The sequence below is a fragment of the Enterobacter adelaidei genome, from assembly GCF_041937165.1.
Classification (GTDB): domain Bacteria; phylum Pseudomonadota; class Gammaproteobacteria; order Enterobacterales; family Enterobacteriaceae; genus Enterobacter; species Enterobacter adelaidei.
In genome coordinates this window covers 1,284,183-1,309,164 of record NZ_CP154353.1, presented here as the reverse complement: position 1 = coordinate 1,309,164, position 24,982 = coordinate 1,284,183, and the positions used below count along the sequence as shown (strand labels likewise).

At 52.8% G+C, this 24,982-nt stretch carries 23 protein-coding genes and 5 tRNA genes; 6 read left to right on the top strand and 22 right to left on the bottom strand.

All coding sequences use genetic code 11. From position 1 onward, the window contains the following. Window positions 1–6 precede the first annotated feature (6 nt). The 4 genes from galT to gpmA all read left to right on the top strand — a co-directional run bounded on the left by galT (window position 7) and on the right by gpmA (window position 4,200). The gene (galT, locus tag AAHF05_RS06345) at window positions 7–1,053 is read left to right on the top strand and encodes a galactose-1-phosphate uridylyltransferase (RefSeq protein WP_049005785.1); all 1,047 of its coding nucleotides are present in this window, start codon (window positions 7–9) and stop codon (window positions 1,051–1,053) included. 5 nt (window positions 1,054–1,058) lie between these two features. After that, complete coding sequence (gene galK / locus AAHF05_RS06340; RefSeq protein WP_028019415.1) at window positions 1,059–2,207, top strand: galactokinase; 1,149 nt, start codon at window positions 1,059–1,061, stop codon at window positions 2,205–2,207. Next, window positions 2,201–3,241 (top strand): galactose-1-epimerase, encoded by a 1,041-nt coding sequence (gene galM, locus AAHF05_RS06335; protein WP_129323550.1) that lies wholly within the window; start codon window positions 2,201–2,203, stop codon window positions 3,239–3,241. Before galK ends, galM begins: the two co-directional genes overlap by 7 nt. Window positions 3,242–3,447: 206 nt before the next feature. Then, complete coding sequence (gpmA, locus tag AAHF05_RS06330; RefSeq protein ID WP_023310804.1) at window positions 3,448–4,200, top strand: 2,3-diphosphoglycerate-dependent phosphoglycerate mutase; 753 nt, start codon at window positions 3,448–3,450, stop codon at window positions 4,198–4,200. Window positions 4,201–4,261: 61 nt separating this feature from the next. On the opposite strand, the gene aroG is transcribed toward gpmA, so the two are convergent. Continuing rightward, a complete protein-coding gene (aroG, locus tag AAHF05_RS06325) occupies window positions 4,262–5,314 on the bottom strand; it encodes a 3-deoxy-7-phosphoheptulonate synthase AroG (protein WP_028019418.1) in 1,053 nt (350 codons plus the stop codon). A 183-nt stretch (window positions 5,315–5,497) separates the two neighbouring features. Here aroG and zitB point away from each other — a divergent pair, with 183 nt between their 5' ends. Next, entirely contained in the window at window positions 5,498–6,427 is a 930-nt protein-coding gene (zitB, locus tag AAHF05_RS06320) for a CDF family zinc transporter ZitB (RefSeq protein ID WP_028019419.1), read from the top strand. On the opposite strand, the gene pnuC is transcribed toward zitB, so the two are convergent. From pnuC to mngA, 20 genes are all read right to left on the bottom strand, one after another. Continuing rightward, the gene (gene pnuC, locus AAHF05_RS06315; protein WP_028019420.1) at window positions 6,424–7,143 is read right to left on the bottom strand and encodes a nicotinamide riboside transporter PnuC; all 720 of its coding nucleotides are present in this window, start codon (window positions 7,141–7,143) and stop codon (window positions 6,424–6,426) included. The genes zitB and pnuC overlap by 4 nt on opposite strands. Window positions 7,144–7,165: 22 nt before the next feature. Beyond that, on the bottom strand, window positions 7,166–8,209 hold the full coding sequence (gene nadA / locus AAHF05_RS06310) for a quinolinate synthase NadA (protein WP_049005800.1): 1,044 nt from the start codon (window positions 8,207–8,209) through the stop codon (window positions 7,166–7,168). A gap of 163 nt (window positions 8,210–8,372) precedes the next feature. After that, window positions 8,373–8,448, bottom strand: a tRNA-Lys gene (locus tag AAHF05_RS06305). A gap of 24 nt (window positions 8,449–8,472) precedes the next feature. Beyond that, window positions 8,473–8,548 (bottom strand) — tRNA-Lys (locus AAHF05_RS06300). Window positions 8,549–8,594: 46 nt separating this feature from the next. Then, window positions 8,595–8,670, bottom strand: a tRNA-Lys gene (locus AAHF05_RS06295). Between the two features lie 3 nt (window positions 8,671–8,673). Then, window positions 8,674–8,749: transfer RNA gene (locus tag AAHF05_RS06290), tRNA-Val, on the bottom strand. Window positions 8,750–8,776: 27 nt separating this feature from the next. After that, window positions 8,777–8,852: transfer RNA gene (locus tag AAHF05_RS06285), tRNA-Lys, on the bottom strand. A gap of 161 nt (window positions 8,853–9,013) precedes the next feature. Next, on the bottom strand, window positions 9,014–9,811 hold the full coding sequence (cpoB, locus tag AAHF05_RS06280; RefSeq protein ID WP_049005563.1) for a cell division protein CpoB: 798 nt from the start codon (window positions 9,809–9,811) through the stop codon (window positions 9,014–9,016). 9 nt (window positions 9,812–9,820) lie between these two features. Further along, the gene (gene pal, locus AAHF05_RS06275) at window positions 9,821–10,342 is read right to left on the bottom strand and encodes a peptidoglycan-associated lipoprotein Pal (protein WP_003858578.1); all 522 of its coding nucleotides are present in this window, start codon (window positions 10,340–10,342) and stop codon (window positions 9,821–9,823) included. Window positions 10,343–10,377: 35 nt separating this feature from the next. After that, window positions 10,378–11,670 carry a Tol-Pal system beta propeller repeat protein TolB gene (gene tolB, locus AAHF05_RS06270; RefSeq protein WP_028019423.1) on the bottom strand — a complete coding sequence of 431 codons (1,293 nt, stop codon included), beginning with the start codon at window positions 11,668–11,670 and terminating at the stop codon, window positions 10,378–10,380. Between the two features lie 134 nt (window positions 11,671–11,804). Then, a complete protein-coding gene (gene tolA, locus AAHF05_RS06265; protein ID WP_028019424.1) occupies window positions 11,805–13,106 on the bottom strand; it encodes a cell envelope integrity protein TolA in 1,302 nt (433 codons plus the stop codon). 28 nt (window positions 13,107–13,134) lie between these two features. Continuing rightward, the gene (gene tolR, locus AAHF05_RS06260; RefSeq protein WP_003858589.1) at window positions 13,135–13,563 is read right to left on the bottom strand and encodes a colicin uptake protein TolR; all 429 of its coding nucleotides are present in this window, start codon (window positions 13,561–13,563) and stop codon (window positions 13,135–13,137) included. Between the two features lie 3 nt (window positions 13,564–13,566). Further along, a complete protein-coding gene (gene tolQ, locus AAHF05_RS06255) occupies window positions 13,567–14,259 on the bottom strand; it encodes a Tol-Pal system protein TolQ (RefSeq protein ID WP_008501101.1) in 693 nt (230 codons plus the stop codon). After that, the gene (gene ybgC / locus AAHF05_RS06250; RefSeq protein ID WP_003858593.1) at window positions 14,256–14,660 is read right to left on the bottom strand and encodes a tol-pal system-associated acyl-CoA thioesterase; all 405 of its coding nucleotides are present in this window, start codon (window positions 14,658–14,660) and stop codon (window positions 14,256–14,258) included. The genes tolQ and ybgC overlap by 4 nt, the downstream gene beginning before the upstream one ends. A gap of 148 nt (window positions 14,661–14,808) precedes the next feature. Then, entirely contained in the window at window positions 14,809–15,099 is a 291-nt protein-coding gene (gene ybgE / locus AAHF05_RS06245; RefSeq protein WP_028019425.1) for a cyd operon protein YbgE, read from the bottom strand. Next, on the bottom strand, window positions 15,099–15,212 hold the full coding sequence (cydX, locus tag AAHF05_RS06240; RefSeq protein WP_003858598.1) for a cytochrome bd-I oxidase subunit CydX: 114 nt from the start codon (window positions 15,210–15,212) through the stop codon (window positions 15,099–15,101). Before cydX ends, ybgE begins: the two co-directional genes overlap by 1 nt. A 14-nt stretch (window positions 15,213–15,226) precedes the next feature. Beyond that, a complete protein-coding gene (gene cydB, locus AAHF05_RS06235; protein WP_028019426.1) occupies window positions 15,227–16,366 on the bottom strand; it encodes a cytochrome d ubiquinol oxidase subunit II in 1,140 nt (379 codons plus the stop codon). Window positions 16,367–16,381: 15 nt separating this feature from the next. Further along, complete coding sequence (gene cydA / locus AAHF05_RS06230) at window positions 16,382–17,950, bottom strand: cytochrome ubiquinol oxidase subunit I (protein WP_028019427.1); 1,569 nt, start codon at window positions 17,948–17,950, stop codon at window positions 16,382–16,384. 675 nt (window positions 17,951–18,625) lie between these two features. Next, window positions 18,626–21,259 (bottom strand): mannosylglycerate hydrolase, encoded by a 2,634-nt coding sequence (gene mngB, locus AAHF05_RS06225; RefSeq protein WP_129323551.1) that lies wholly within the window; start codon window positions 21,257–21,259, stop codon window positions 18,626–18,628. Between the two features lie 22 nt (window positions 21,260–21,281). Continuing rightward, window positions 21,282–23,198: a PTS 2-O-a-mannosyl-D-glycerate transporter subunit IIABC gene (gene mngA / locus AAHF05_RS06220; RefSeq protein WP_129323552.1), complete on the bottom strand. Its 1,917-nt coding sequence runs from the start codon at window positions 23,196–23,198 to the stop codon at window positions 21,282–21,284. 171 nt (window positions 23,199–23,369) lie between these two features. Here mngA and AAHF05_RS06215 point away from each other — a divergent pair, with 171 nt between their 5' ends. Then, window positions 23,370–24,086: a GntR family transcriptional regulator gene (locus AAHF05_RS06215; protein ID WP_028019430.1), complete on the top strand. Its 717-nt coding sequence runs from the start codon at window positions 23,370–23,372 to the stop codon at window positions 24,084–24,086. 58 nt (window positions 24,087–24,144) lie between these two features. Here the strand turns inward: AAHF05_RS06215 and AAHF05_RS06210 are convergent, their stop codons facing one another. Continuing rightward, window positions 24,145–24,900: an oligogalacturonate-specific porin KdgM family protein gene (locus tag AAHF05_RS06210; RefSeq protein ID WP_108090580.1), complete on the bottom strand. Its 756-nt coding sequence runs from the start codon at window positions 24,898–24,900 to the stop codon at window positions 24,145–24,147. Window positions 24,901–24,982: the final 82 nt, after the last annotated feature.

Below are 24,982 nucleotides of genomic sequence, written 5' to 3'. Positions count from 1 at the left end.
TCCGTCATGACTTCATTTAATCCCGTCGATCATCCGCATCGTCGTTTTAACCCGTTAAGCGGGCAATGGATTTTAGTTTCTCCGCATCGCGCCAAGCGCCCCTGGCAGGGGGCGCAAGAGACGCCTGCGAAACAAACGCTGCCACAGCATGACCCGGACTGCTTCCTGTGTCCGGGCAACACCCGCGTCACCGGAGATAAAAACCCGGACTACAAAGGCACCTTCGTCTTTACCAACGATTTTGCCGCCCTGATGACTGACACGCCGGACGCGCCGGAAAGCCACGATCCGCTGATGCGCTGCGAAAGCGCGCGCGGAACCAGCCGCGTGATCTGCTTCTCGCCCGATCACAGCAAAACGCTGCCAGAACTGAGCGTGGACGCGCTGAAAGAGGTCGTCAGCACCTGGCAGGCGCAAACCGCCGAGCTGGGGCAGAGCTATCCGTGGGTGCAGGTGTTCGAAAACAAAGGCGCGGCCATGGGCTGCTCGAACCCCCATCCGCACGGCCAGGTCTGGGCGAACAGCTTCCTGCCTAACGAAGCCGAGCGTGAAGACCGTCTGCAGAAAGCGTATTACGCGGAAAACGGCTCGCCGATGCTGGTGGATTACGCGCAGCGTGAGCAGGCAGACAGCAGCCGCACCGTGGTAGAAACTGAACACTGGCTGGGCGTCGTCCCTTACTGGGCCGCGTGGCCGTTCGAAACGCTGCTGCTGCCGAAAGCACATGTTTTGCGTATTACCGATCTCAGCGACGTGCAGCGCGACGACCTTGCCCTGGCACTGAAAAAACTGACCAGCCGTTATGACAATCTGTTCCAGTGCTCCTTCCCGTACTCCATGGGCTGGCACGGCGCACCGTTTAACGGCGAAGAGAATCAACACTGGCAGTTGCATGCCCATTTCTATCCGCCGCTGCTGCGCTCTGCGACGGTACGTAAATTTATGGTGGGCTATGAAATGCTGGCGGAAACGCAGCGTGACCTGACGGCGGAACAGGCGGCAGAACGTCTGCGTGCCGTTAGCGACGTCCACTATCGCGAATCAGGAGTCTAAAAAAAATGAGTCTGAAAGATAAAACACAATCCCTGTTTGCTGAGAAATTTGGCTACCCTGCCACCCACGTTATCCAGGCACCTGGCCGCGTTAACCTGATCGGTGAACACACCGACTATAACGACGGTTTCGTGCTGCCGTGCGCCATCGATTACCAGACCGTCATCAGCTGTGCAAAGCGCAACGACCGCAACGTCCGCGTGATTGCGGCGGATTATGGTAATGAGACGGACGAGTTTTCCCTCGATGCCCCGATTGTGACGCACGACAGCCAGCAGTGGTCTAACTACGTACGCGGCGTGGTGAAGCACCTGCAGAAACGTAACAAGAACTTTGGCGGCGCCGATCTCGTTATCAGTGGCAACGTACCACAGGGGGCAGGCTTAAGCTCCTCTGCCTCTCTGGAAGTCGCTGTGGGAACCGTGTTCCAGCAGCTTTATCATCTGCCGCTGGATGGCGCGCAAATCGCTCTGAACGGTCAGGAAGCAGAAAACCAGTTCGTGGGCTGCAACTGCGGCATTATGGATCAGTTGATCTCCGCGTTGGGCAAAAAAGAGCACGCGCTGCTGATCGACTGCCGCTCGCTTGGCACCAAAGCCGTTCCGCTGCCAAAAGGCGCCGCGGTCATTATTATCAACAGCAACTTTAAACGCACGCTGGTGGGGAGCGAGTACAACACCCGCCGCCAGCAGTGCGAAACCGGTGCGCGCTTCTTCCAGCAACCCGCCCTGCGCGACGTGACGCTTAATGAATTCAATAAGGTGGCCCACGAGCTGGATCCGGTCGTCGCCAAACGCGTTCGTCACGTGCTGACGGAGAACGCCCGAACCGTCGAAGCCGCGTCCGCGCTGGCGAAAGGCGATCTGAAACGTATGGGTGAGTTGATGGCGGAATCGCACGCCTCCATGCGCGATGATTTCGAGATCACCGTTCCGCAAATTGACACCCTGGTGGACATCGTCAAAGCCACCATCGGCGAGAAAGGTGGCGTGCGTATGACCGGCGGTGGCTTCGGTGGCTGCATTGTTGCCCTGGTGCCGGAAGAACTGGTTCCTGCCGTCCAGCAGGCGGTAGAGAAACAGTACGAAGCGAAAACAGGTATTAAAGAAACGTTCTACGTGTGTAAAGCATCACAAGGAGCCGGACAGTGCTAAACGAAACACCTACCCTTGCACCGGATGGTCTGCCGTATCGCCTGTTAACCCTGCGCAACAGAGCGGGGATGGTGGTTACGCTGATGGACTGGGGTGCAACCCTTCTTTCTGCCCGCGTACCGATGCCGGACGGCAGCGTGCGCGAAACCCTGCTCGGCTGTGCTTCACCTGAGCAGTACGTCAATCAGTCCGCCTATCTGGGCGCGTCTGTAGGGCGCTACGCTAACCGCATCGCGAAGAGCCATTTTGAACTCGACGGCGTGGAGTATTCTCTGCTTCCAAGCCAGGGTGAGAACCAGCTGCACGGCGGTCCGGACGGGTTTGACAAACGCCGCTGGAAGATTGTTCGGCAAAACGATGGGGAAGTGTTGTTCTCACTGGATTCGCTTGATGGCGATCAGGGCTTCCCGGGGAACCTTATCGCCTCCGCACGCTTTACGCTGACCGACGACAACCGTATCGCCATTGAGTACCGTGCGACGGTCGACAAACCGTGTCCGGTTAACCTGACCAATCACGCGTACTTTAATCTGGACGGTAACCAGTGCGACGTGCGCAACCACAAGCTGCAGATCCTGGCTGATGCGTATTTGCCGGTTGACGAGATGGGCATTCCTTATCAGGTCCTCAAAGACGTGAGCGGAACCAGCTTTGACTTCCGCAGCGCGAAGACTATCGCCCAGGATTTCCTGAGCGATGACGATCAGCGCAAGGTGAAAGGTTACGACCACGCTTTCCTGCTGCAGGAAAAAAGTGATATCAGCCAGCCTGCAGCACAAGTCTGGTCTGCGGATGAGAAGCTGCAGATGACGGTGTATACCACAGCCCCTGCCCTGCAATTCTACTCAGGCAACTACCTTGGCGGCACGACGGCACGCGAACATGATGAATACAGCGACTGGCAAGGACTGGCGCTGGAGAGCGAGTTCCTGCCGGACAGCCCCAATCATCCGGAATGGCCGCAGCCAGACTGTGTGCTGCGCCCGGAAGAAGAGTACGTCAGCGTGACGGAATACCATTTTATCCCGCATTGATTTCCAGCCCTCCTGTCGGAGGGCTTTTTTCTGCTCGCCTTGCTGAAAATAGCGCCGATCGCAGACAAAATCATAACCCTGGATTCACAAGCATCTTACACTCAGAGACTATTTTCGCTATGGTTAGGGTTAAGCGTTGCTGGTGGCACCGCCACGGCAATATAATGAGAATTGTTATCATTCTAAAAATGCTTGAGGAGTAAGAGATGGCTATTACTAAGCTGGTTCTGGTGCGTCACGGCGAAAGCCAGTGGAACAACGAAAACCGCTTTACCGGTTGGTACGACGTTGATCTGTCTGAGAAAGGCGTAAGCGAAGCAAAAGCAGCAGGTAAACTGCTGAAGGAAGAAGGCTTCAGCTTTGATTTTGCTTACACCTCTGTGCTGAAACGTGCCATCCACACCCTGTGGAACGTGCTGGACGAACTGGATCAGGCCTGGCTGCCGGTTGAGAAATCCTGGAAACTGAACGAGCGTCACTACGGTGCGCTGCAGGGCCTGAACAAAGCGGAAACCGCTGAGAAATATGGCGACGAGCAGGTTAAACAGTGGCGTCGTGGCTTCGCAATCACCCCACCAGAGCTGACTAAAGATGACGAGCGTTACCCAGGTCACGACCCGCGTTATGCGAAACTGACCGACGCTGAGCTGCCAACCACCGAGAGCCTGGCGCTGACCATCGATCGCGTTGTGCCTTACTGGAACGAAACCATTTTGCCACGCCTGAAAAGCGGCGAGCGCGTGATCATCGCAGCTCACGGTAACTCCCTGCGTGCGCTGGTGAAATACCTGGATAACATGGGTGAAGACGAAATCCTCGAACTGAACATCCCGACTGGCGTACCGCTGGTGTATGAGTTCGACGAAAACTTCAAGCCAATCAAACACTACTATCTGGGTAACGCAGAAGAGATCGCGGCGAAAGCAGCGGCCGTTGCGAACCAGGGTAAAGCGAAGTAATTTTCGCCGGACATAAAAAAAGCGCGGAACCTTCCGCGCTTTTTTATTTGTGCCTGATTATTCAGCCGCGACGGGCTTTTACCGCATTCGCCAGCTGACGCAGGATCGTGTCGGTATCTTCCCAGCCGATGCAGGCATCCGTCACGCTCTTGCCATAGACAAGCGGCTCGCTACCTTCCAGATTCTGGTTACCTTCAACCAGATGGCTTTCGATCATCACCCCAATCACCGCCTTCTCACCGCCAGCAATCTGCTGGCAGACATCTGCCCCCACTTCCATCTGCTTTTTAAACTGCTTGCTGGAGTTGGCGTGGCTGAAGTCGATCATCACCTGCGGTGGCAGCCCGGCCTTGTCCAGACCGACTTTCACTTCCGCCACATGTTTTGCACTGTAGTTTGGCTCTTTGCCGCCGCGCAGAATGATATGGCAATCACCGTTACCGCTGGTGTTAACGATGGCGGAGTGACCCCATTTGGTCACAGAGAGGAAGCAGTGCGGTGCCCCGGCAGCGTTGATAGCGTCAATAGCTACCTTGATAGTGCCATCAGTCCCGTTTTTAAACCCAACCGGGCAAGAGAGACCGGACGCCAGTTCGCGGTGAACCTGCGATTCCGTGGTACGTGCGCCAATTGCGCCCCAGCTCATCAGGTCTGCCAGGTATTGCGGCGTGATCATGTCCAGAAACTCACCGGCTGCCGGCAGGCCACTGTCGTTGATCTCCAGCAGCAGCTTGCGCGCAATGCGCAGACCGTCGTTAATCTGGAAGCTGTTGTCCATGTGCGGATCGTTAATCAGCCCTTTCCATCCCACGGTGGTACGCGGTTTTTCAAAGTAAACGCGCATGACGATTTCCAGCTCGTCTTTCAACTCTTCTCGCAAGGTGAGCAGACGGGCCGCGTACTCTTTCGCGGCTGCCGGGTCGTGAATAGAGCAAGGACCAATCACCACCAGAAGACGATCGTCATTACCTTTCAGGATCTTATGGATCGCTTTACGAGCATGAGAAACCGTGTTTGCGGCATTTTCAGTGGCGGGGAATTTCTCAAGGAGTGCTACAGGAGGTAATAACTCGTTGATCTCTTTGATACGTAAATCGTCATTCTGATAATTCATTTTCTTTCCAGCTCTGCCATAACTCTAGTAGTGAATGCAATCCTTTCAATCTAACTTGCTCGCCGCTTAGTGTAAACCACCTTTTACACTCTCTCCCGAATTTGCAGAAACAGACCAAAAAATAGGTTTGTCTAACACATTAAAAACTCTACACTTAACCTAAAATGAACCAGGAAAATAGATATGGCGCACTCTCATTCGCACGCTTCCGGGGACGAAAACGCTAAACGACTGATGCTAGCCTTTGGCGTCACCGCAACCTTCATGATTATCGAGGTCATTGGCGGCCTGGTTTCCGGCTCTCTGGCGCTTCTGGCCGATGCCGGACATATGCTGACCGATGCCGCAGCCCTGCTCTTCGCCCTGCTGGCCGTGCAGTTCGCTCGTCGTCCACCGAATGCGCGCCACACCTTCGGCTGGCTGAGGCTGACCACCCTCGCCGCGTTTGTTAACGCCATTGCACTGGTGGTCATTACCGTTCTTATCGTCTGGGAGGCCTTCCAGCGTTTCAGACACCCGCAACCCGTTGCGGGGATGACAATGATGGTCATCGCCGTGGCAGGGCTGTTGGCTAATATTCTGGCTTTCTGGATTTTGCACCGAGGAAGTGCGGAAAAGAACCTCAACGTGCGCGCGGCGGCCCTGCATGTGCTGGGTGATTTGCTCGGTTCAGTGGGCGCGATTGTGGCCGCGCTGGTAATCCTCTATACCGGCTGGACGCCTGCCGACCCGATTCTTTCAGTGCTGGTGTCGTGTCTGGTGCTGCGTAGCGCCTGGCGACTGCTGAAGGAGAGCGTCAATGAACTGCTTGAAGGTGCACCAACATCAATAGATATTGCTGAGTTGAAACGTAACCTGCACCGCTCTGTCCCGGAAGTCCGCAATGTGCATCATGTGCACGTCTGGCTGGTGGGAGAGAAACCGGTTATGACATTGCACGTTCAGGTGATCCCACCTCATGACCATGATGCGCTGCTTGAACGGATCCAGCACTTTCTTGAACATCACTATGAGATTGGTCATGCGACCATCCAGATGGAGTATCAGCCATGTAACGGGCCGGACTGCCACCTGAATGAGGCGCAGTCCGGCCATTCACATCATCACCATTAGCTGGAAAGCGCGTGAGATCCTCGCTCACGCGCGCTGTTAATCCACATCCGGCTACCGTTTAGCGCGATGAAGGTCAGCAGCAGATATTCCAGTGACATCGCATAGACGCCCTGCAGGGCGAAGATCACCACGCTGATGACATTGATGATGACCCACAGTAGCCAGTTCTCAACGTATTTACGGGTCATCAGGATCATCGCTGCAATCGACAACACCATCATGCAGGAATCCCAGAACGGGAAAGCATCTGGCTGAAGCGAAGGCATAGCCACATTCAACCCCATACCAGACATCACCGAGACCGCTATGCGGGTCAGGAAAGCAAATACCGGGTTGATGTAGACAGTCATTAAACCAATGGCTACCACGCAGGCGACAAACCAGGCGATAGCTTTAGGCAAGGGCAGCCAGCGGATTTGCAGCTCGGCCTCCTGCTGGCTGTTTTGACGCGACCACGCGTACCAGCCGTAAATGTTGGCAGCGAAAAAGAACAGCTGCAAAAGCAGGCTGGCGTATAGCTGGATCTGGAAGAAGATAATCGCAAACAGCGTAACGTTAATCAGCCCAAACGCGTAATTGCTGATCTTCTCAAGGCTCGCCAGCCAGATACAGAGTAAACCAGCCAGCGTGCCTACGGCCTCAATCCATGACAGGTCATAGCCACCTGCACCAATCGGTATATGAACCAGAATGTTCTGCGTGCTAAAAAAATCCATCTTTTCCCCAGGGCGTTTTGAATTAAGTACGTAGTGTAGCCGCAAAATCCAGCATGCGGTTAAGCGGAATTAACGCACCTTCACGCAGAGCAGCGTCCACATGGATTTCATGTGCAGCACCGCCTGTCTCGAGCCCTTCTGCAATCGCCTTCAGGCCATTCATCGCCATCCACGGGCAATGCGCGCAGCTGCGACACGTTGCTCCCTCACCAGCTGTTGGCGCTTCCAGGAGCTCTTTCTCCGGCACGGCCTGCTGCATCTTATAGAAGATACCGCGATCGGTCGCCACGATGAGCTGTTTATTGGGTAGCGTCCTGGCCGCGTTGATAAGCTGGCTGGTTGAGCCCACGGCATCCGCCATGTCGACAATAGACTGCGGTGATTCAGGGTGAACAAGAATGGCGGCGTCAGGATAAAGCGCCTTCATGCGCGCCAGTGCCTGGGTTTTGAATTCATCGTGCACAATGCAGGCGCCCTGCCAGCAGAGAACGTCTGCCCCCGTCTGCTTCTGGACATAATTTCCGAGATGGCGATCGGGCGCCCAGATAATTTTCTCGCCCAGACTGTCCAGATGTTCAATCAGCTCAACGGCGATACTTGACGTGACCACCCAGTCAGCCCGCGCTTTTACCGCCGCAGAGGTATTAGCGTAGACCACCACGGTCCGGTCAGGATGGGCGTCACAGAAGGCCGAGAATTCGTCAATCGGGCAGCCAAGATCGAGTGAGCACTCAGCATTAAGCGTCGGCATCAGAATGGTTTTTTCAGGGCTCAGGATCTTCGCCGTTTCGCCCATAAAACGTACGCCAGCAACCAGTAACGTCGAAGCGGGATGTTTTGCACCGAAGCGTGCCATTTCCAGTGAGTCAGAAATACAGCCTCCGGTCTCTTCCGCCAGCTGCTGAATTTCCGGGTCGGTGTAGTAATGGGCCACCATCACCGCGTCTCGCTCTTTGAGAAGTCGCTTGATCTTCTCACGGTAGAATTGCTTTTCATCCAGGCTCAGCGGGACAGGCTTTGGCGGAAACGGATAGATTGCGGCTTCAGGATCAAACATCACACTCATTATGGCTTCTCGTTTTACTGGCTTAACAATATTGCCTTTCTTTTGCATGACATAGCAAAACGGACGGCAATTGTGTTTTGTATACTAAACAAGATAGCGAATTTGAGAGGAAATGTCATCGGAATGGATAGCAAAAAGGCGCCTTTAGGGCGCCTTTTTACACTGGTGGGTCGTGCAGGATTCGAACCTGCGACCAATTGATTAAAAGTCAACTGCTCTACCAACTGAGCTAACGACCCCTTGCGGGAATTTTTTCTTCGAAGTGGTGGGTCGTGCAGGATTCGAACCTGCGACCAATTGATTAAAAGTCAACTGCTCTACCAACTGAGCTAACGACCCATTCGGGTGCTGACTTCGAAGATTTTTACTCGGTGCCACTTTAAAGTGGTGGGTCGTGCAGGATTCGAACCTGCGACCAATTGATTAAAAGTCAACTGCTCTACCAACTGAGCTAACGACCCGAGTGGTGGGTGATGACGGGCTCGAACCGCCGACCCCCTCCGTGTAAAGGAGATGCTCTACCAACTGAGCTAATCACCCACTCTGTACTACCGGTAATGCGTTAAGTGGTGGGTCGTGCAGGATTCGAACCTGCGACCAATTGATTAAAAGTCAACTGCTCTACCAACTGAGCTAACGACCCACTTTTACGCTGTTTTCACGTTGTTTGATATCCCGTGGCAACGGCGGCATATATTACTGATTTAAGAATTCAGCGCAACAAAAATTTCGATGAAGATCACTTAACTGCTTAGTAATCATGCTGCACGACCAGAAATAACGCGATTTCTGGTCGTGCGATAATCATCCCATCGAATTCAGACGTTTTTGCGCCTGCTTAGCACCTTCGGTACCCGGGAATTTTGAGACCACCTGCTGATAAACCGCTTTGGCTTTCGCAGTGTCGCCTTTGTCCTGCATGATCACGCCGACCTTATACATCGCATCTGGCGCTTTTGGCGATTTCGGGTAATTTTTCACCACAGAGGCAAAATAAAACGCCGCATCGTCCTTTTTACCCTTGTTGTAATTCAGCTGACCAAGCCAGTAGTTCGCATTTGGCTGATAAGTGGAATCAGGGTATTTCTTAACAAAGTTCTGAAACGCCGCAATCGCGTCATCCTGACGAGATTGATCCTGTACCAGGGCAATGGCCGCGTTATAGTCTGTATTCGCGTCACCGCTTTGTACAGGCGCTCCTGTTGAAGCAGAAGCATCAGCCGCCGGGGCTGGCGCAGAAGTCGCCGCTCCGCTCTGATCGCCTGCTGCCGGCTGTGCTTGTGCACCACCACCACTGCTCAGGCTATCAATCTGCAACAAGATTTGCTTCTGGCGTTCCACAACCTGATTAAGCTGATACTGGCTTTCCTGAATTTGGCCACGGAGAGAGTCAATATCGTTTTGGTTATCGGAAAGTTGTTGCTGGAGTTGGGTTAAAAGCTGGCTGTGAGCGTTAGAAATACGCTCGAGTTGAGTGACCCGGTCTTCTACCGAGCCTGAGCCGACACTACTGATTGGTGCCTGAGCAAAAGCGGCCCAGGGGGCCGCTATTCCAACCAGTAACGACAGACTCAACAGATGATGTCTGAAGTTACTGCTCATGCAATTCTCTTAGTAAACCAGTACGGCACGACGGTTTTTGGAGTAAGCCGCTTCGTCGTGACCCAGTACTGCAGGTTTTTCTTTACCGTAAGAAACGATGGAGATCTGGTCAGCAGAAACGCCTTTACCCTGCAGGTACATTTTAACAGCGTTAGCACGACGTTCACCCAGGGAGATGTTGTACTCAGGAGTACCACGTTCGTCCGCGTGACCTTCTACGGTGACTTTGTAAGATGGGTTGCTACGCAGGAAGTTAGCGTGCGCATCCAGCATCGCAGCGAAGTCAGAACGGATGTCGTATTTATCCAGATCGAAGTAAACGATGTTGTTCTGCTGCAGCTGCTGCATCTGAAGACGCGCTTGCTCTTCAGAAGACATGTTGCCATTGCCGTTCGCGTCCATACCGGTGCCGGCACCCATCATGCCTTCGCCGCTCTGGTCATTGCTTGCGTTCTTGTTGGAAGAACACGCTGCGATTGCCATTACAGGCAGAGCGATCATCAGCCCCTTCAGCACTTTGTTCAGTTGCATTTCTATGATTCCTTTAGTAATCAATTAATTATTATTTACAGATACGGCGACCAGGCAGGTGATTTTACCTGTCCATCAGTTGCCGGAATACGCGCTTTGAAACGCCCATCTGTAGAAACCAGATTCAGCACAGATCCCATCCCCTGAGAAGAGCTGTAGATTACCATCGTGCCGTTAGGTGCCAGACTTGGCGTTTCATCCAGGAACGTTGACGACAGAACTTGCACGCCACCCGCTACCAGATCTTGTTTGGCAATGTGCTGCTGCCCACCGTTGGAGCTCACCATTACCATAAACTTACCGTCGCTGCTCACGTCTGCGTTCTGGTTCTGTGTACCTTCCCAGGAAATACGCTGCGGAGCACCGCCGTTGACATTCACTTTATAGATTTGCGGACGGCCTGCCTGGTCAGAGGTAAATGCCAGATTTTGGCTGTCCGGGAACCATGAAGGTTCGGTATTGTTGCTACGACCATCAGTCACCTGGCGAATCTGGCCAGAACCAATGTCCATCACGTACAGGTTCAGGCTACCGGTTTTAGACAGCGCAAACGCCAGTTTAGACCCATCCGGAGAGAATGAAGGTGCACCGTTGTGACGAGGGAACGACGCAACCTGACGAACAGCACCGTTTGCCAGTGTCTGGATAACCAGCGCTGAACGGCCGCTTTCGAAGGTTACATACGCCAGCTTAGAACCGTCCGGAGACCATGCTGGAGACATCAGAGGCTGGGAAGAACGTTTCACCAGGAACTGGTTGTAACCGTCGTAGTCAGAGACGCGCAGTTCGTAAGGGAACTGACCACCGTTGGTCTGAACCACATAGGCAATACGGGTACGGAATGCACCTTTAATGCCTGTCAGTTTTTCGAATACCGCATCACTGGCAGCGTGAGCCGCGTAGCGCAGGTACTGCTTAGTGACCTTGTAGGAGTTCTGTGCCAGAACGGTACCCGGCGCACCACCGGTATCAACCAGTTGCCAGGCCACGTTGTAAGAGCCGTCCGGGTTAGGCGTAACCTGACCCACAACCACGGCATCAATTCCCAGAGCAGACCATGCAGCAGGCTGTACTTCCTGCGCACTGCCCGGCTGCTGAGGCAGACGAGAACGGTCTAACGGGTTGAATTTACCACTGTTACGCAGGTCAGCCGCCACGATGCCACCAGCATCTTCAGGCGCAGCGCCAGGACCGGCCCACTGGAACGGAACAACCCCGATTGGGCGTGCCGAGTCCACCCCCTGGGTGATCTCGATACGTACTTCTGCGTGCAGTACTGCTGCCCACAGCATTAAAAAACCAAATGCTACACGTAATGCCTGCTTCATCATATCTCCCTTATCCGGGTAACCTTACCCACGATAATTTAGCAGAATGTTAACAAACCCAAATAGACAAAACTACCTGAACCCTGTGACTAAACCTGGTCTATTTTTCCCCGTTTGCACGGGGAAAATGTAACTTAAGGTTTGAAGTCCAGCGGTGCATTTTTGAAGACTTCATAGACTGCCTGAGACGGCGGTTTAGGCATCTTCGCCTGACGCGCTGCCGCCAGAGCCGCAGTACATAAAGCCGGGTCGCCACCTTCAGACTTAATATCTAACAGCATGCCGTCTGGAGCCAGTTTTATACGCAACGTACAGGTTTTGCCGGCATAAGACGACGCATCATAGAATCGGCTTTCAATAGCGGATTTAATCTGCGAGGCATAACCGTTGATTTCAGCTCCTGACGCGCCGTTACTCTTAGTGTTACCACTTCCCGTCGGTGCTGCGTTGTTTCCTTTCGCCCCACCACCAGTTTTCGGCGCATTCTTACCAGAACTGAGATCGCCCAGCAGGTCGTCAACGCCCGCAGCGGCAGCGGCTTTCTCCGCAGCAGCAGCCTTTTTCGCAGCCGCTTTTTCAGCCGCGGCTTTCTTATCGGCAGCAGCCTTCTCAGCTGCAGCTTTTTTGTCAGCTGCAGCCTTTTCAGCGGCTGCCGCTTTCTCTGCAGCGGCTTTCTCTGCGGCAGCGGCTTTCTTCGCGGCGTCAGCAGCAGCTTTTTTCTCTGCTTCCTGAGCAGCTTTCTTAGCGGCTTCGGCTTCAGCTTTCTTCTGAGCATCAGCAGCGGCTTTTTTCGCGGCTTCTGCTTCAGCTTTCTTCTGAGCATCAGCGGCGGCTTTCTTCGCGGCTTCCGCTTCAGCTTTCTTCTGGGCATCAGCGGCGGCTTTCTTCGCGGCTTCCGCTTCAGCTTTCTTCTGAGCATCAGCAGCGGCTTTCTTCGCAGCTTCGGCCGCTAATTTGGCCTGGGCATCAGCCTGCGCTTTGGCGTCCGCTGCGGCTTTTGCTGCCGCTTCTTCTGCCTGCTTTTGCTGTTCCTGGGCTTTCTTCGCAGCCTCTTCAGCTTGTTTCTGCTGCTGTGCCTGCTCTTTCGCCGCTTCCTGCGCCTGCAAACGTTCTTTCTCAAGCTGCTTCAAACGCTCCTGCTCTGCGGCCTGCTTTTCACGCAGTTCTTCCGCCTGCTGTTGCGCCTGTTTTTCACGCTGCTCTTCAGCCCGTTTGGCACTCGCCTTCTGCTGTTGTTGGCGATTATAGTTCTGTACTACCGCACCGGGATCCACCATCACGGCGTCAATGGAAGAACCTCCACCGCCGCCGGCTGATGCATCAATATGCTCGTCGAACGAACTCCAGATCAGCGCTGCAAAGAGAATAACGTGCAGCACTGCGGAGACGATTATCGCTCGCTTAAGCTTGTCGTTCTGTTCGGTTGCCTTTGACACTATCGGTTCCCAAAAACTACGCGGATGATCAAATAGGTTGAGTCATTAAGCCAACTGACTTAACACCCGCACTATGTAGCAAGTTCAGCGCTTTAATAATTTCATCGTATGGTACGTCTTTTGCGCCACCGATTAAGAAGACCGTTTTCGGATTTGACTCCAGGCGACGCTGTGCTTCAGCAATAACCTGCTCAGGAGGTAACTGATCCATACGATCTTTTTCTACCACCACGCTGTATTGCCCTACGCCGGAAACCTCAATGATGACCGGAGGATCGTCATTGGTGCTCACCGCCTGTGATTCTGTCGCATCCGGCAGATCCACTTCCACGCTCTGGGTAATGATTGGCGCTGTCGCCATGAAGATCAGCAGCAGTACCAACAGCACGTCCAGCAGTGGAACGATATTGATTTCGGACTTGAGCTCGCGACGACCTCGTCCACGCGATCTGGCCATGGTTTACCCCTTGTTACTCTCGGTGCTGGTAAACGCCTGACGGTGCAGAATCGCAGTGAACTCTTCCATAAAGTTGTCGTAGTTCAGTTCCAGTTTGTTCACGCGCTGGTTCAGACGGTTGTACGCCATAACCGCTGGGATTGCCGCAAACAGACCGATAGCGGTCGCAATCAGTGCTTCTGCAATACCCGGGGCAACCATCTGCAATGTCGCCTGCTTCACCGCACCGAGTGCGATAAAGGCGTGCATGATCCCCCACACCGTACCAAACAGACCGATATACGGGCTGATAGAACCCACAGTCCCCAGGAAAGGAATGTGCGTTTCAAGGTTTTCCAGTTCACGGTTCATGGAGATACGCATCGCACGCGAGGCACCTTCTACAACCGCTTCCGGCGCATGATTGTTTGCACGATGCAGACGCGCAAACTCTTTGAAACCGCTATAGAAAATTTGCTCGGAGCCTGTAAGGTTTTCACGGCGTCCCTGGCTTTCCTGGTACAGACGAGAAAGCTCGATACCCGACCAGAACTTATCTTCAAACGCTTCAGCTTCACGGCCAGCGGCATTGAGGATACGCGTTCTCTGGATAATGATGGCCCAGGATGCGATTGAAAAACCAATCAAAATCAACATGATAAGTTTAACCAGAAGGCTTGCCTTCAGGAACAAATCAAGGATATTCATGTCAGTCACTGCTTAAACTCCGCGACAATAGACTTAGGAAGCGCACGAGGCTTCATTATGGTTGGATCAACACAGACAATCAGTACCTCAGCTGAGTTCAGTACGGTGTTCTCTGCATTGACTATCCGCTGCGTGAAAACCAGTGAGGTCCCGCGCATTGATGTAATTTCAGTTTGGACTTCGAGCATATCGTCGAGTCTGGCAGGCGCAAAATACTCAAGCGTCATCTTGCGTACCACGAAGGCAACTCGCTCAGCCAACAGCACCTGTTGACTAAAGTGATGATGGCGCAGCATCTCTGTGCGTGCCCGTTCATAAAAAGCAACGTAGCTGGCGTGGTATACCACACCACCGGCATCAGTATCTTCGTAGTAGACACGAACCGGCCATCGAAACAGCGTTGTATTCACTTTACATCCCGGTAATGCAATAAAAGTTAACTCTTTTAAACTTCGCTACTATACGCGCGGGAAAGGTGGTTTGGAATGGGAGAAAGTAAACGGAGAGTAAATTTTTATGGGCTCGGGTAAGCCCATAACGTTAACGGACATTTCTTATTCAGAAGAAGAAGAAAATCAATCCAGCAAGCAGGACGAGATCGGCAATCAGCGGGCAGAAGATGCCCTGCCAGTGAACGGCTTTCGGACGAAAGCCCACGCCGTGAATCACACCTGCGCACACCGCCCACATAATGAGGAAACCGTGCCAGATTTCAAGCTCGCTGGTTTTCGCTGCAAAGCGCGAAGGGTCCCAGAAGATACATCCTGCCAGCAGTAATGCCATCACTAAAGAAAGCGCCCGTAACGGGCGCTTATCCATTACCGCATATAACCTTGCGATAATGTTCATTAGTGTTTTTCTTCACCCGCTTTAGTCGCTTCAACGTGCTCAAGCGCCAGGGCAGTGATGACACCAAAAGCACAGGCAAGAAGCGTCCCTAAAATCCATGCGAAATACCACATATTCAGCTCCTTACTTAGTACATAGAGTGGGTGTTGCTTTCGATATGTTCTTTAGTAATACGTCCGAACATTTTCCAGTAACACCAGATGGTGTAGGCCAGAACAATCGGCACGAATACGCAAGCAACATAGGTCATTAAGTTCAGCGTCATATGGCTGGAAGTCGCATCCCACATGGTCAAGCTAGCATTCAGCATGGTGCTGGATGGCATGACGAATGGGAACATTGCAATACCTGCGGTCAGGATGATGCACGCCAGGGTCAGTGAAGAGAACACAAACGCCAGGGCACCTTTTTCCAGACGAGACGTCAGAACCGTCAGCAGCGGCAGCAGCACGCCCAGAGCCGGGATAGCCCACAGTGCAGGCGTCGTGTTGAAGTTCACCAGCCATGCACCGGCCTGACGCGCCACTTCTTTGGTCAGCGGGTTAGACGGCGCAGTATGGTTAATGGCAGATGTCACCACGTAACCATCAATACCGTATACTACCCACACACCAGCCAGTGCGAAGCAGACCAGCGTGACCAGCGCAGCAACCTGAGCCGTCGCGCGAGAACGCAGGTGCAATTCACCGACAGTACGCATCTGCAGATAGGTTGCCCCCTGAGTGATGATCATCGCTACGCTCACCACACCCGCCAGCAAACCAAACGGATTCAGCAACTGGAAGAAGTTACCGGTGTAGTAAAGACGCATGTATTCGTCCAGGTGGAACGGTACGCCCTGCAACAGGTTACCGAACGCCACGCCGATCACCAGCGGTGGAACGAAGCTACCAATGAAGATGCCCCAGTCCCACATGTTGCGCCAGCGGGTGTCTTCAATCTTGGAACGGTAGTCGAAACCAACCGGACGGAAGAATAAAGACGCCAGCACCAGAATCATCGCCACATAGAAACCGGAGAACGCAGCCGCGTAGACCATCGGCCAGGCAGCGAACAGCGCGCCGCCTGCGGTGATCAGCCACACCTGGTTACCGTCCCAGTGCGGGGCGATGGAGTTGATCATAATTCGACGCTCGGTGTCATTACGACCGAGGAAACGGGTGAGCATCCCCACCCCCATGTCGAAACCATCCGTGACAGCGAAACCGATCAGCAGAACGCCGATCAACAGCCACCAGATAAAACGCAATACTTCATAATCGATCATTTGATGACTCCTGTCTTAGCGTGCCGGCTGAGTAGTCGCAGTGGACTGCTCGTAGTGATAGCGACCGGTTTTCAGGCTGCTTGGGCCAAGGCGCGCGAACTTGAACATCAGGAACAGTTCAGCCACCAGGAACAGGGTGTACAGACCACAAATCAGCAGCATGGAGAAGATCAGGTCGCCTGCTGTCAGGGAGGAGTTCGCTACCGCCGTTGGCAGCACCTCACCAATCGCCCATGGCTGACGGCCATATTCTGCAACGAACCAACCGGACTCAATTGCGATCCACGGCAGCGGAATACCGTACAGCGCGGTACGCAGCAGCCATTTCTTCTCGCCGATGCGGTTGCGGATAACAGACCAGAAGGACGCCGCAATGATCAGCAGCATGATGATGCCGCATCCCACCATGATACGGAATGCGAAGTACAGCGGTGCAACACGCGGAATGGAGTCTTTGGTTGCCATCTGGATCTGTGCTTCCGTCGCATCAGACACGTTCGGGGTATAGCGCTTCAGCAGCAAACCGTAACCCAGATCTTTCTTCACGTCGTTGAACTGGTCACGGACGGCCTGATCGGTCGAGCCAGCACGCAGCTGTTCCAGCAGCGCGTAAGCTTTCATACCGTTACGGATACGGCCTTCATGCTGCACCATCAGCTCTTTCAGCCCCGTCACCTGTTTGTCAACAGAACGGGTAGCGATGATACCCAGCGCGTAAGGAATTTGAATGGCGAAGTGGTTTTGCTGCGCATCCTGATCCGGGATACCGAACAGGGTAAAGGCAGCAGGGGCCGGTTGCGTTTCCCATTCAGCTTCGATAGCAGCCAGCTTGGTTTTCTGCACGTCACCCATTTCGTAACCGGATTCATCACCCAGGACGATAACAGAGAGGATTGCAGCCATACCGAAACTTGCAGCGATGGCGAAAGAGCGCTTAGCAAATGCAAAGTCACGACCACGCAGCATGTAGTAAGAACTGATACCCAGGATAAACATCGCGCCGCACACATAGCCAGATGCCACGGTGTGAACGAATTTAACCTGCGCAACCGGGTTCAGGACCAGCTCGGCAAAGCTGACCATCTCCATACGCATAGTTTCGAAGTTGAAATCAGACGCGATTGGGTTTTGCATCCAGCCGTTCGCCACCAGGATCCACAGCGCGGACAGGTTCGAACCTAATGCCACCAGCCAGGTCACTGCCATGTGCTGGACTTTACCCAGACGGTCCCAACCGAAGAAGAACAGACCTACAAAGGTGGATTCGAGGAAGAAGGCCATCAAACCTTCAATGGCCAGCGGCGCACCGAAGATATCCCCTACATAGTGGGAATAGTAAGACCAGTTAGTCCCGAACTGGAACTCCATGGTCAGACCGGTTGCCACGCCCAGTGCGAAGTTGATACCAAACAACTTGCCCCAGAACTTGGTCATATCTTTATAAATCTGTTTGCCGGAGAGAACGTATACCGTTTCCATGATGGCCAGCAGGAACGCCATACCGAGCGTCAGTGGCACAAACAGGAAGTGGTACATCGCGGTCAAGGCAAACTGTAAGCGCGACAGTTCGACTATATCTAACATCATGACTCCTTGCTCATCGCATGAAGACTCCGAGAGTGAACCCCGTCAGAGAGAGATCCACACGCATGCCCCAATACAAATTATTCGCATCCCTGTCGTCGTTATTACCCTGAGGAAGGATAAAAACGATGACGTCAGGTTACAAATACGTTAATAAAAAACTCAAATTGATCCCGCAAATATAATACGCTGCAAAACCCTTACAATAAACAGGTTTTTATTGAATCACATTTACGTTTTTCGACGGTGATCAATTTATAGCAAAATTACCACTTTTCGGCCATTTTGATCGGGGACAATTTAGCGCTTTTCATCGTCTTTTTCCAAGGATTAAACTTTGATTTAAATCAAAAACAAACCTCAATGTTAACCATGTTTAATCATGGTGAGAATGGTGAAATTCTTGTTAATGACATGTGCATTCAAAAGTGTAATTGGTTATCGAAGACGGGAAAAAATATGAACAGAAGTGATTTTAATTAACGCAGCGGAACAATGCCATTTCACAAAGAGGCAAACACTAAAGGATAGTCTTCCCTAATTATTTTTCCATTTTTCTTCTGCAATACCGCAAAATTACATTTAATTCACTTTTATTACCCAATAAGTTAACACCGCGTCGTAACTATTTAGTGTAAAAGGCCACATTACCTGTGGCCTTTTCAGGCATCACCGCTATCGGTCGATAAGGAAGCTAAAAGTGCGCGACTCCCCAGGTCTAAACGCCCCCACAATGCCCTGCTCCTCTTCCCTGCCCGTTATCCGTTCATTCATATCCGTCTCGCAGCACCGTTTCACCGTCGGGTTCACGGATAACGTAGTGTCACATGCGCTGAACGCCGAAGGGTTGAACAGGCGAAGAATAAGCTCGTCCCGATCTTCCGCCTTCTTGAGGGCACTGAGCACGCATCCCGTGGGCGAAAGAGCTAACAGACTGTAACTTTCCGGCGTGGTAAACGACGAACAATTCAGTTTCATCGCATCCCAGGGAATTTTGTTGTAGCACTGCACGGGCGTTAACCACGATTTGGCCTGCTGCGCGACACCCGCGTTTTCCGGCGTTCCACTGAAACTGAACAGGCTAAAACGACAGGTTAACTGGCCGCGCACCTGAGAGTCAGGAACGGGCAGTTTGATCCCCGACGGTCTGCCTGGCCGCAACAACAGATCCTCCTTGCCGAGTAATCCCACGCCGCGCAGTAGGGTCAAGGCAAAGGCTTTTTTGTTCTCACCCACTACCTCAAATTCGCGCAGACCCTCAGTGAACAGCGCAAGTCCGTTTCGCCTTTCCCGAAGAACGGCGTAGTTCAGTAGATTCCAGACGGGCACCGGCGCTTCTTTCCAGCCCTCTTCCTGCCAGTTTTCCATCGCCGGGTCCTGTACCGGGCGGGTGATCGAACCAAACTGCGTATCAGACAGCACCTCTTGCGTGGTAAATGGCGTAGGGATGAGCACCCGTACACGGTGATCATCTGCCTGATTATCCAGATGCACGTCAACATCAATGCGCCTGCTGTTGTGCGTGAGAGTGACTTCAAACGCTACGTCAAGAAACCCTTTTCGCTGACGCGCCGAACGCTCGGCCAGATTTGCCGGAACGGCGAGCCGATGATGGATTATCGCCCTGCTCCGCCAACCCTCATGCACCACCTCAACTTCGTGCTTGCCCTGTGCTGAAGTGAGTCTCCACTCTTCACGAGAAGGCGAGTAGTCGTATTCATCGCCATCATCAGAGCTCTCTTCGATTTCCAGTACGCGGTCATAAATAAGCCCGGTTTCTTTGTCGCGCAGGCGCAGCGTACCGTCGTCATTTAAGTCAATCTGCCAGAAGGCGTTTTCAAGTAGGGACTCGGAGTTTTCCAGTGGAGAGAGCACCTTCCCTGCTACGTTAGGTTCGATAAGCAGCGTTCGGTACCCCATCGACGGCAGGATTTGATTCAACTGGATATCAAACTCCATAAACGGTTCGTAATTACCATAATGGACAATCTGCCGGTCAATAAGACCTGGGTCGAGCTCACGTGCACTACGGATGAAATATGGGATCTCGTTGCCTTTCTCATCAAGCAGACGGAACTGGCTGGCGCGCAGACGTATCGTGGTGTTCATCACCTCTTCACGCGGCCAGGGCATCAGGTTGAACATGACCAGCTTATCGGTATCACTTTGCGGCATGTTGTCGACAATCTTGCGCATATAGAAACGCGACAGGTTATCGGCCATGTCATCGGCCAGTTCGAACCGGGAGACAATCTCTCGATGCACCTTGTCGCTGCAGCAGCAGCCGATGCTATCGTGAGCGTGATTTTTGAGGATCTCTTTCCACATTTTTTCCAGTAAACCGTGGTGATAGTCGAAGCCCAGCGTCCAGGCGAGCGTCGCCAGCGGCTCAAGGATGTTGACGATTTTGTTCTCAATGCGCGCATGGGCGATTTTGATGTCCATGCGTGTCGAGCCGATTGTCCGGTGCACGCGCATGTATTTCCCGTCAATAAACTCCCCTTTCAGCGTCGCCAACTCCCCACGGCGTGCCTCAATATGTTCAAAGACGTCCTCAAACCGACTCATTCCAAATTGACGCTGCGGATAGATTTCACGAAGCTTATCCATCACCGCAAAAATATTCTGCTGTAATGGCATCTGGTCGTGACCGTTAGGCAGCAAAATCTCTTTGGTGACGGAGGCGTTTTCCAGCACGTCAAAATAGCTGTCGAGCCGTTTTCGCAGCCCGGCTTCGTCCTCCGGTAAGTACTTACCAATCGCGTAGCCCAACGGCAGCACCTGTGTCGTCACTTCACTGCCGTCTGTACTCTGCCATAAAAACTCGGTTTTATCGGTTCCGTGACGTTCAGAACACCCACGCCAGAACAGGGCACGGGTGATGCCAAACCCGTTGTAGATATGCGGAAGTTGCCCGGACATACCAAACGAGTCCGGCAGATAACCGATTTTCATCGGCTCGCCGAACGCCATACAGTCGCGAATGCCGTACATCAGGTTACGGACAATCGACTCACCGCTGACAATCGTGGTATCGGTCTGGGTATACCACGGACCGATAATCAGCTTTCCACGCTCGACCAGCGCCTTCACCCGTGGCCGGTTTTCAGGCACCACGGCGAAGTAATCCTCCAGTACCGCCGTCTGCCCATCAAGGACATAATATTTATATTCGTCATCCTGCTCGAGGCGGGTCAGGATCTCTTCCATATTATTGACCAGAAGAATACGCGACTCCTCGGTGGTGAAGTACCACTCACGGTCCCAGTGCATATGCGGCGTAATATGAACGCGAGATACAGCTTTCATCTTCGTTTCCTGTTAGTGAGTTTTAAGGCGTAACGTCTTCTGTCATGTATTTGCCCTTTCTGACGGCCTGACGTCGCCAGAACAGCAAAACGAGCGTAGAGAGGGTGGTACCTGCCAATGCCGCAGAGAACCAGCCTGCCGCAGCGACCACACCACCCAGCCCTGCGTCATGAAGTAAAAAGAGGGAGAAAATACCCGCCCCTGGCGTAGACAACCCGATCCCCATCGCACCCACTATTGCGCCCGTTGCCATCGATCCAAGCACAAACGAACCAATAACCCGGACAGGATCTTCAATCGCCATTGGGATCGCCCCTTCTGTGATACCCGCCAGCCCGAGAAGCCACGTTGATTTACCGGTTTCGATTTCAAACTGTTTGAAGAGGTGCGGGGCCAGCATCGTTGACGCCGTGACGGTAAAGGCCGATACCATTTTTACAGAGGCAAAAATGGCGTAAGGGCCATATACACCGTTGGTCATTGCCCCCAGACAGAATGCGTACGCTGCTTTATTGACAGGCCCGCCCAGATCGAACGAACACATAAAACCGAGGAGCGTACCGAGCAATAGCGCATTGGTGCCGGATAGACCGTTAAGCCAGGCCGTCAGAGAGTTGTTCAGCCATGCCACCGGCTCGCCAATCACAAACAGCATCAGGCTGCCCGCGCCCAGCACACCGAGAACCGGGTAGAGGTAATAGGTTAAGAAACCGTTGTAGCGATTATTGAGACGAATATGGTTCTTCACCCAACGCATCAGATAACCCGCAATCAAACCACCTGCGATCGCCCCCAAAAAACCTGAACCGATCATGTTGGCAGCAAGACCGGCAGCGAAGCCTGGAGCCAGCGCGGGTTTATCCGCAAGCGAGTACGCGGTGTAGGCTGCCAGCACAGGCACCATCAAAATGCCGAGCATGCCGCCGCCGAGTTTGCGGTACATCCACAGCCACGAATTTTCCTGATCGAACAGATGCTGCAGTCCAAAGATCTGCGCCAGTAACACTGCGACGGCCAGCACAGTGCCCCCGGCGACAATAAGCGGCACTGCAAAGGAGATCCCGCTGAGAAGCGCCTGCTTGAGTTCCGTTTTAACGCTCTTTCTCGCCTCGGTTTCTGTTTGCACAGGGCGCGCCACCGGTGAGGGCTGTAATGCGAGCGCGCGCTCAATCAACGCCTCAGCATGTCGCAGCGGTTCCGCGACAGGCACTGATAGCGAGGGAATCCCCTGAAAACGCTCACTTTCCTTGATAGCCACCTCTGTCGCAAAAATACAGGCGCGAGCCTCCTGCAGTTGCTCAGGGGTAAGGCGTCCTTCAATGCCGTTCGCCCCCTGTTTTTCAACCACCACGTTCACGCCGAGTTTGCGCCCGGCTTTTTCAAGGTACTCAGCAGCCATGTAGGTGTGCGCAATCCCGGCCGGACACGCCGTCACACAGACAACAGTGGGCGCATCTTCTGACGCGATAACGTCTTCATCCTGTGGCGCATCATTTAACGCGGCAAGCAGCGCTTCTGCCGTGGTTGCCGCCATCACCTGCGCCCGGAGGGCATCATCCGCCAGGCGAGACGTCAGCTCTGTTAACACCTGAATATGCGTTGAGCCCGCCTCAGCCGGGGGAATGGCGAGCAGGACAATCAGCTCGACGTTTTCCGGGCCATCAACGCCTTCCCAGGCCAGCGGCTCCCGTAATGTTGCCACCGCAAAAGCGGCGTCTTTCACTGCGCCAGATTTGCCATGCGGTACCGCCAGGCCTTCTCCCAGCGCGGTAGGGCCAAGTGATTCCCGGTGAAAGACGTCGGTCAAAAATGTCTCGCCGTCCGCAATTTTGCCCAGTGCCACCAGCCGCTGAGTGAGCTGGCGTATTGCCTCATCACGGCTGGTATACCGCGCCAGCACGCAGACTGCGCTGGGGTGGGTCAGGGTCGTCAGGTCCATAAAGATCCTCACACTCAATGGTTATTGTTCGGGATCGAGTGTGGCAGACAAAACAATACATTTATGTGATCACTTTCACCTAAAAAACATTATTTGTATTTAATTTGTATTGTTTACAAATTTTAGTCTGAAGGCATAATTCCGTTAAAAGGTATTAGAAAGGCAGATGATATGGGCAACAAACCGATGTACCGACAGATAGCCGATGCGCTTCGCGAGCAAATCAACGCCGGTGAGTTAAAACCTGGTGATGCGTTACCAACGGAATCCAGTCTGCAGGACGCTTTTAGCGTGAGTCGGGTAACGGTGAGACAGGCGCTGAAGCTGCTCACCGAAGAGCACATTATCGAGAGCATTCAGGGCAGCGGCTCCTACGTCAAAGAGGAGCGCGTTAATTACGACATTTATCAACTCACCGGCTTTTACGAAAAACTGGCGGATAGAAATGTTGATACCCATAGCGACGTCAAAACATTCGAAGTGATCAAAGCAGATGAGAAACTCGCGGAAAAGCTGAACATTCGCCCTGATGACAACGTCTGGCATATCAAACGCGTGCGTTTTATTAAGCAAAAACCTGTGAATCTGGAAGAGACGTGGATGCCGCTGGCGATGTTCGACGACCTCACCTGGGCCGTGATGGAAAACTCCAAATATCATTACATCGAACAGATTAAAAAGATGGTTATCGACCGCAGTGAGCAGGAGGTCATTCCCGTGATGCCCTCTGCCGAGGTCGTGAATGCACTGGGGATCGATGCGGCAAAACCTGTCCTCGAAAAAATCTCCCGCGGCTATCTCAGTGATGGACGCGTATTTGAATACAGCCGTAATACCTTCAAAAGTGATGACTACAAATTTACGCTAGTAGCGAAACGTAGACACTAAACGTACATGAATGACAAAAACCCGGTGCTAAACCGGGTTTTCAGGGTAATAATCGCGTTTAAAGCGTAAACGTCATGCCAATGCGATAGCGCGACTCAGAGACATTATCCTCACCTTCGTAGTAGCCCTGCTGATCTAAATAGTCGTATTCAACATAGGGACTAAACCATTCGTTCCACTTATACCGCAGTGTAAATGCATTCTCAGTTGCCCAGGTTTTATTATTTTTATAGGTGTAATCCTCATTGGCATGCTTATATGCTGTGCCCTGATATAAGAAACTCCATTCGCGATTAAATTTATAACCCACAAAGATGTCGAGACGATTAACGCTGTCGCGATGTGACTCTCCCTCATCGTTAACAGTCTCATAAGTATTATAATCGTATCGGTAACGCAAACCGAGACTCCAGTCAGCTCCGGGTAGATAGTTGACCCTGATATAGGGACGAATCTGAGTACCTTTACTGCTCCAGTGGTAAATCCCCCCGGGTTGTAGATTCCACTTATCGGCAAACCGCCAGGTATAATTAGTCTCTATCTCGTTATAGTCAGTTGTGCTGTCACCAAAAGAGTGAGCACTGTCGGACTTATCGGAACCATTTGTACCCTTTCCGTTATTTTTATTGTTTTTATTATCCATCTCCGCGCTTGCCCACCAGCCGTTAGCCCAGCTCTCACTGATCTTATACCGCGACTCATAGGAGTGGCTCCCGGTTTTATAGCCGCCCCGGACATCAAACGTTAGCGCATGGCTCGCCAGCGGCAGCCCGGCAGCGAAGAGAATCAGAAAACGTAATGGATTTTTTTGCATAACAGACCTTCATCCTTTTAAGAAAAGAAAACTCATTGCCATAAACAAATAAAATCAACAGCCATCAACCCGCAATTTTCGA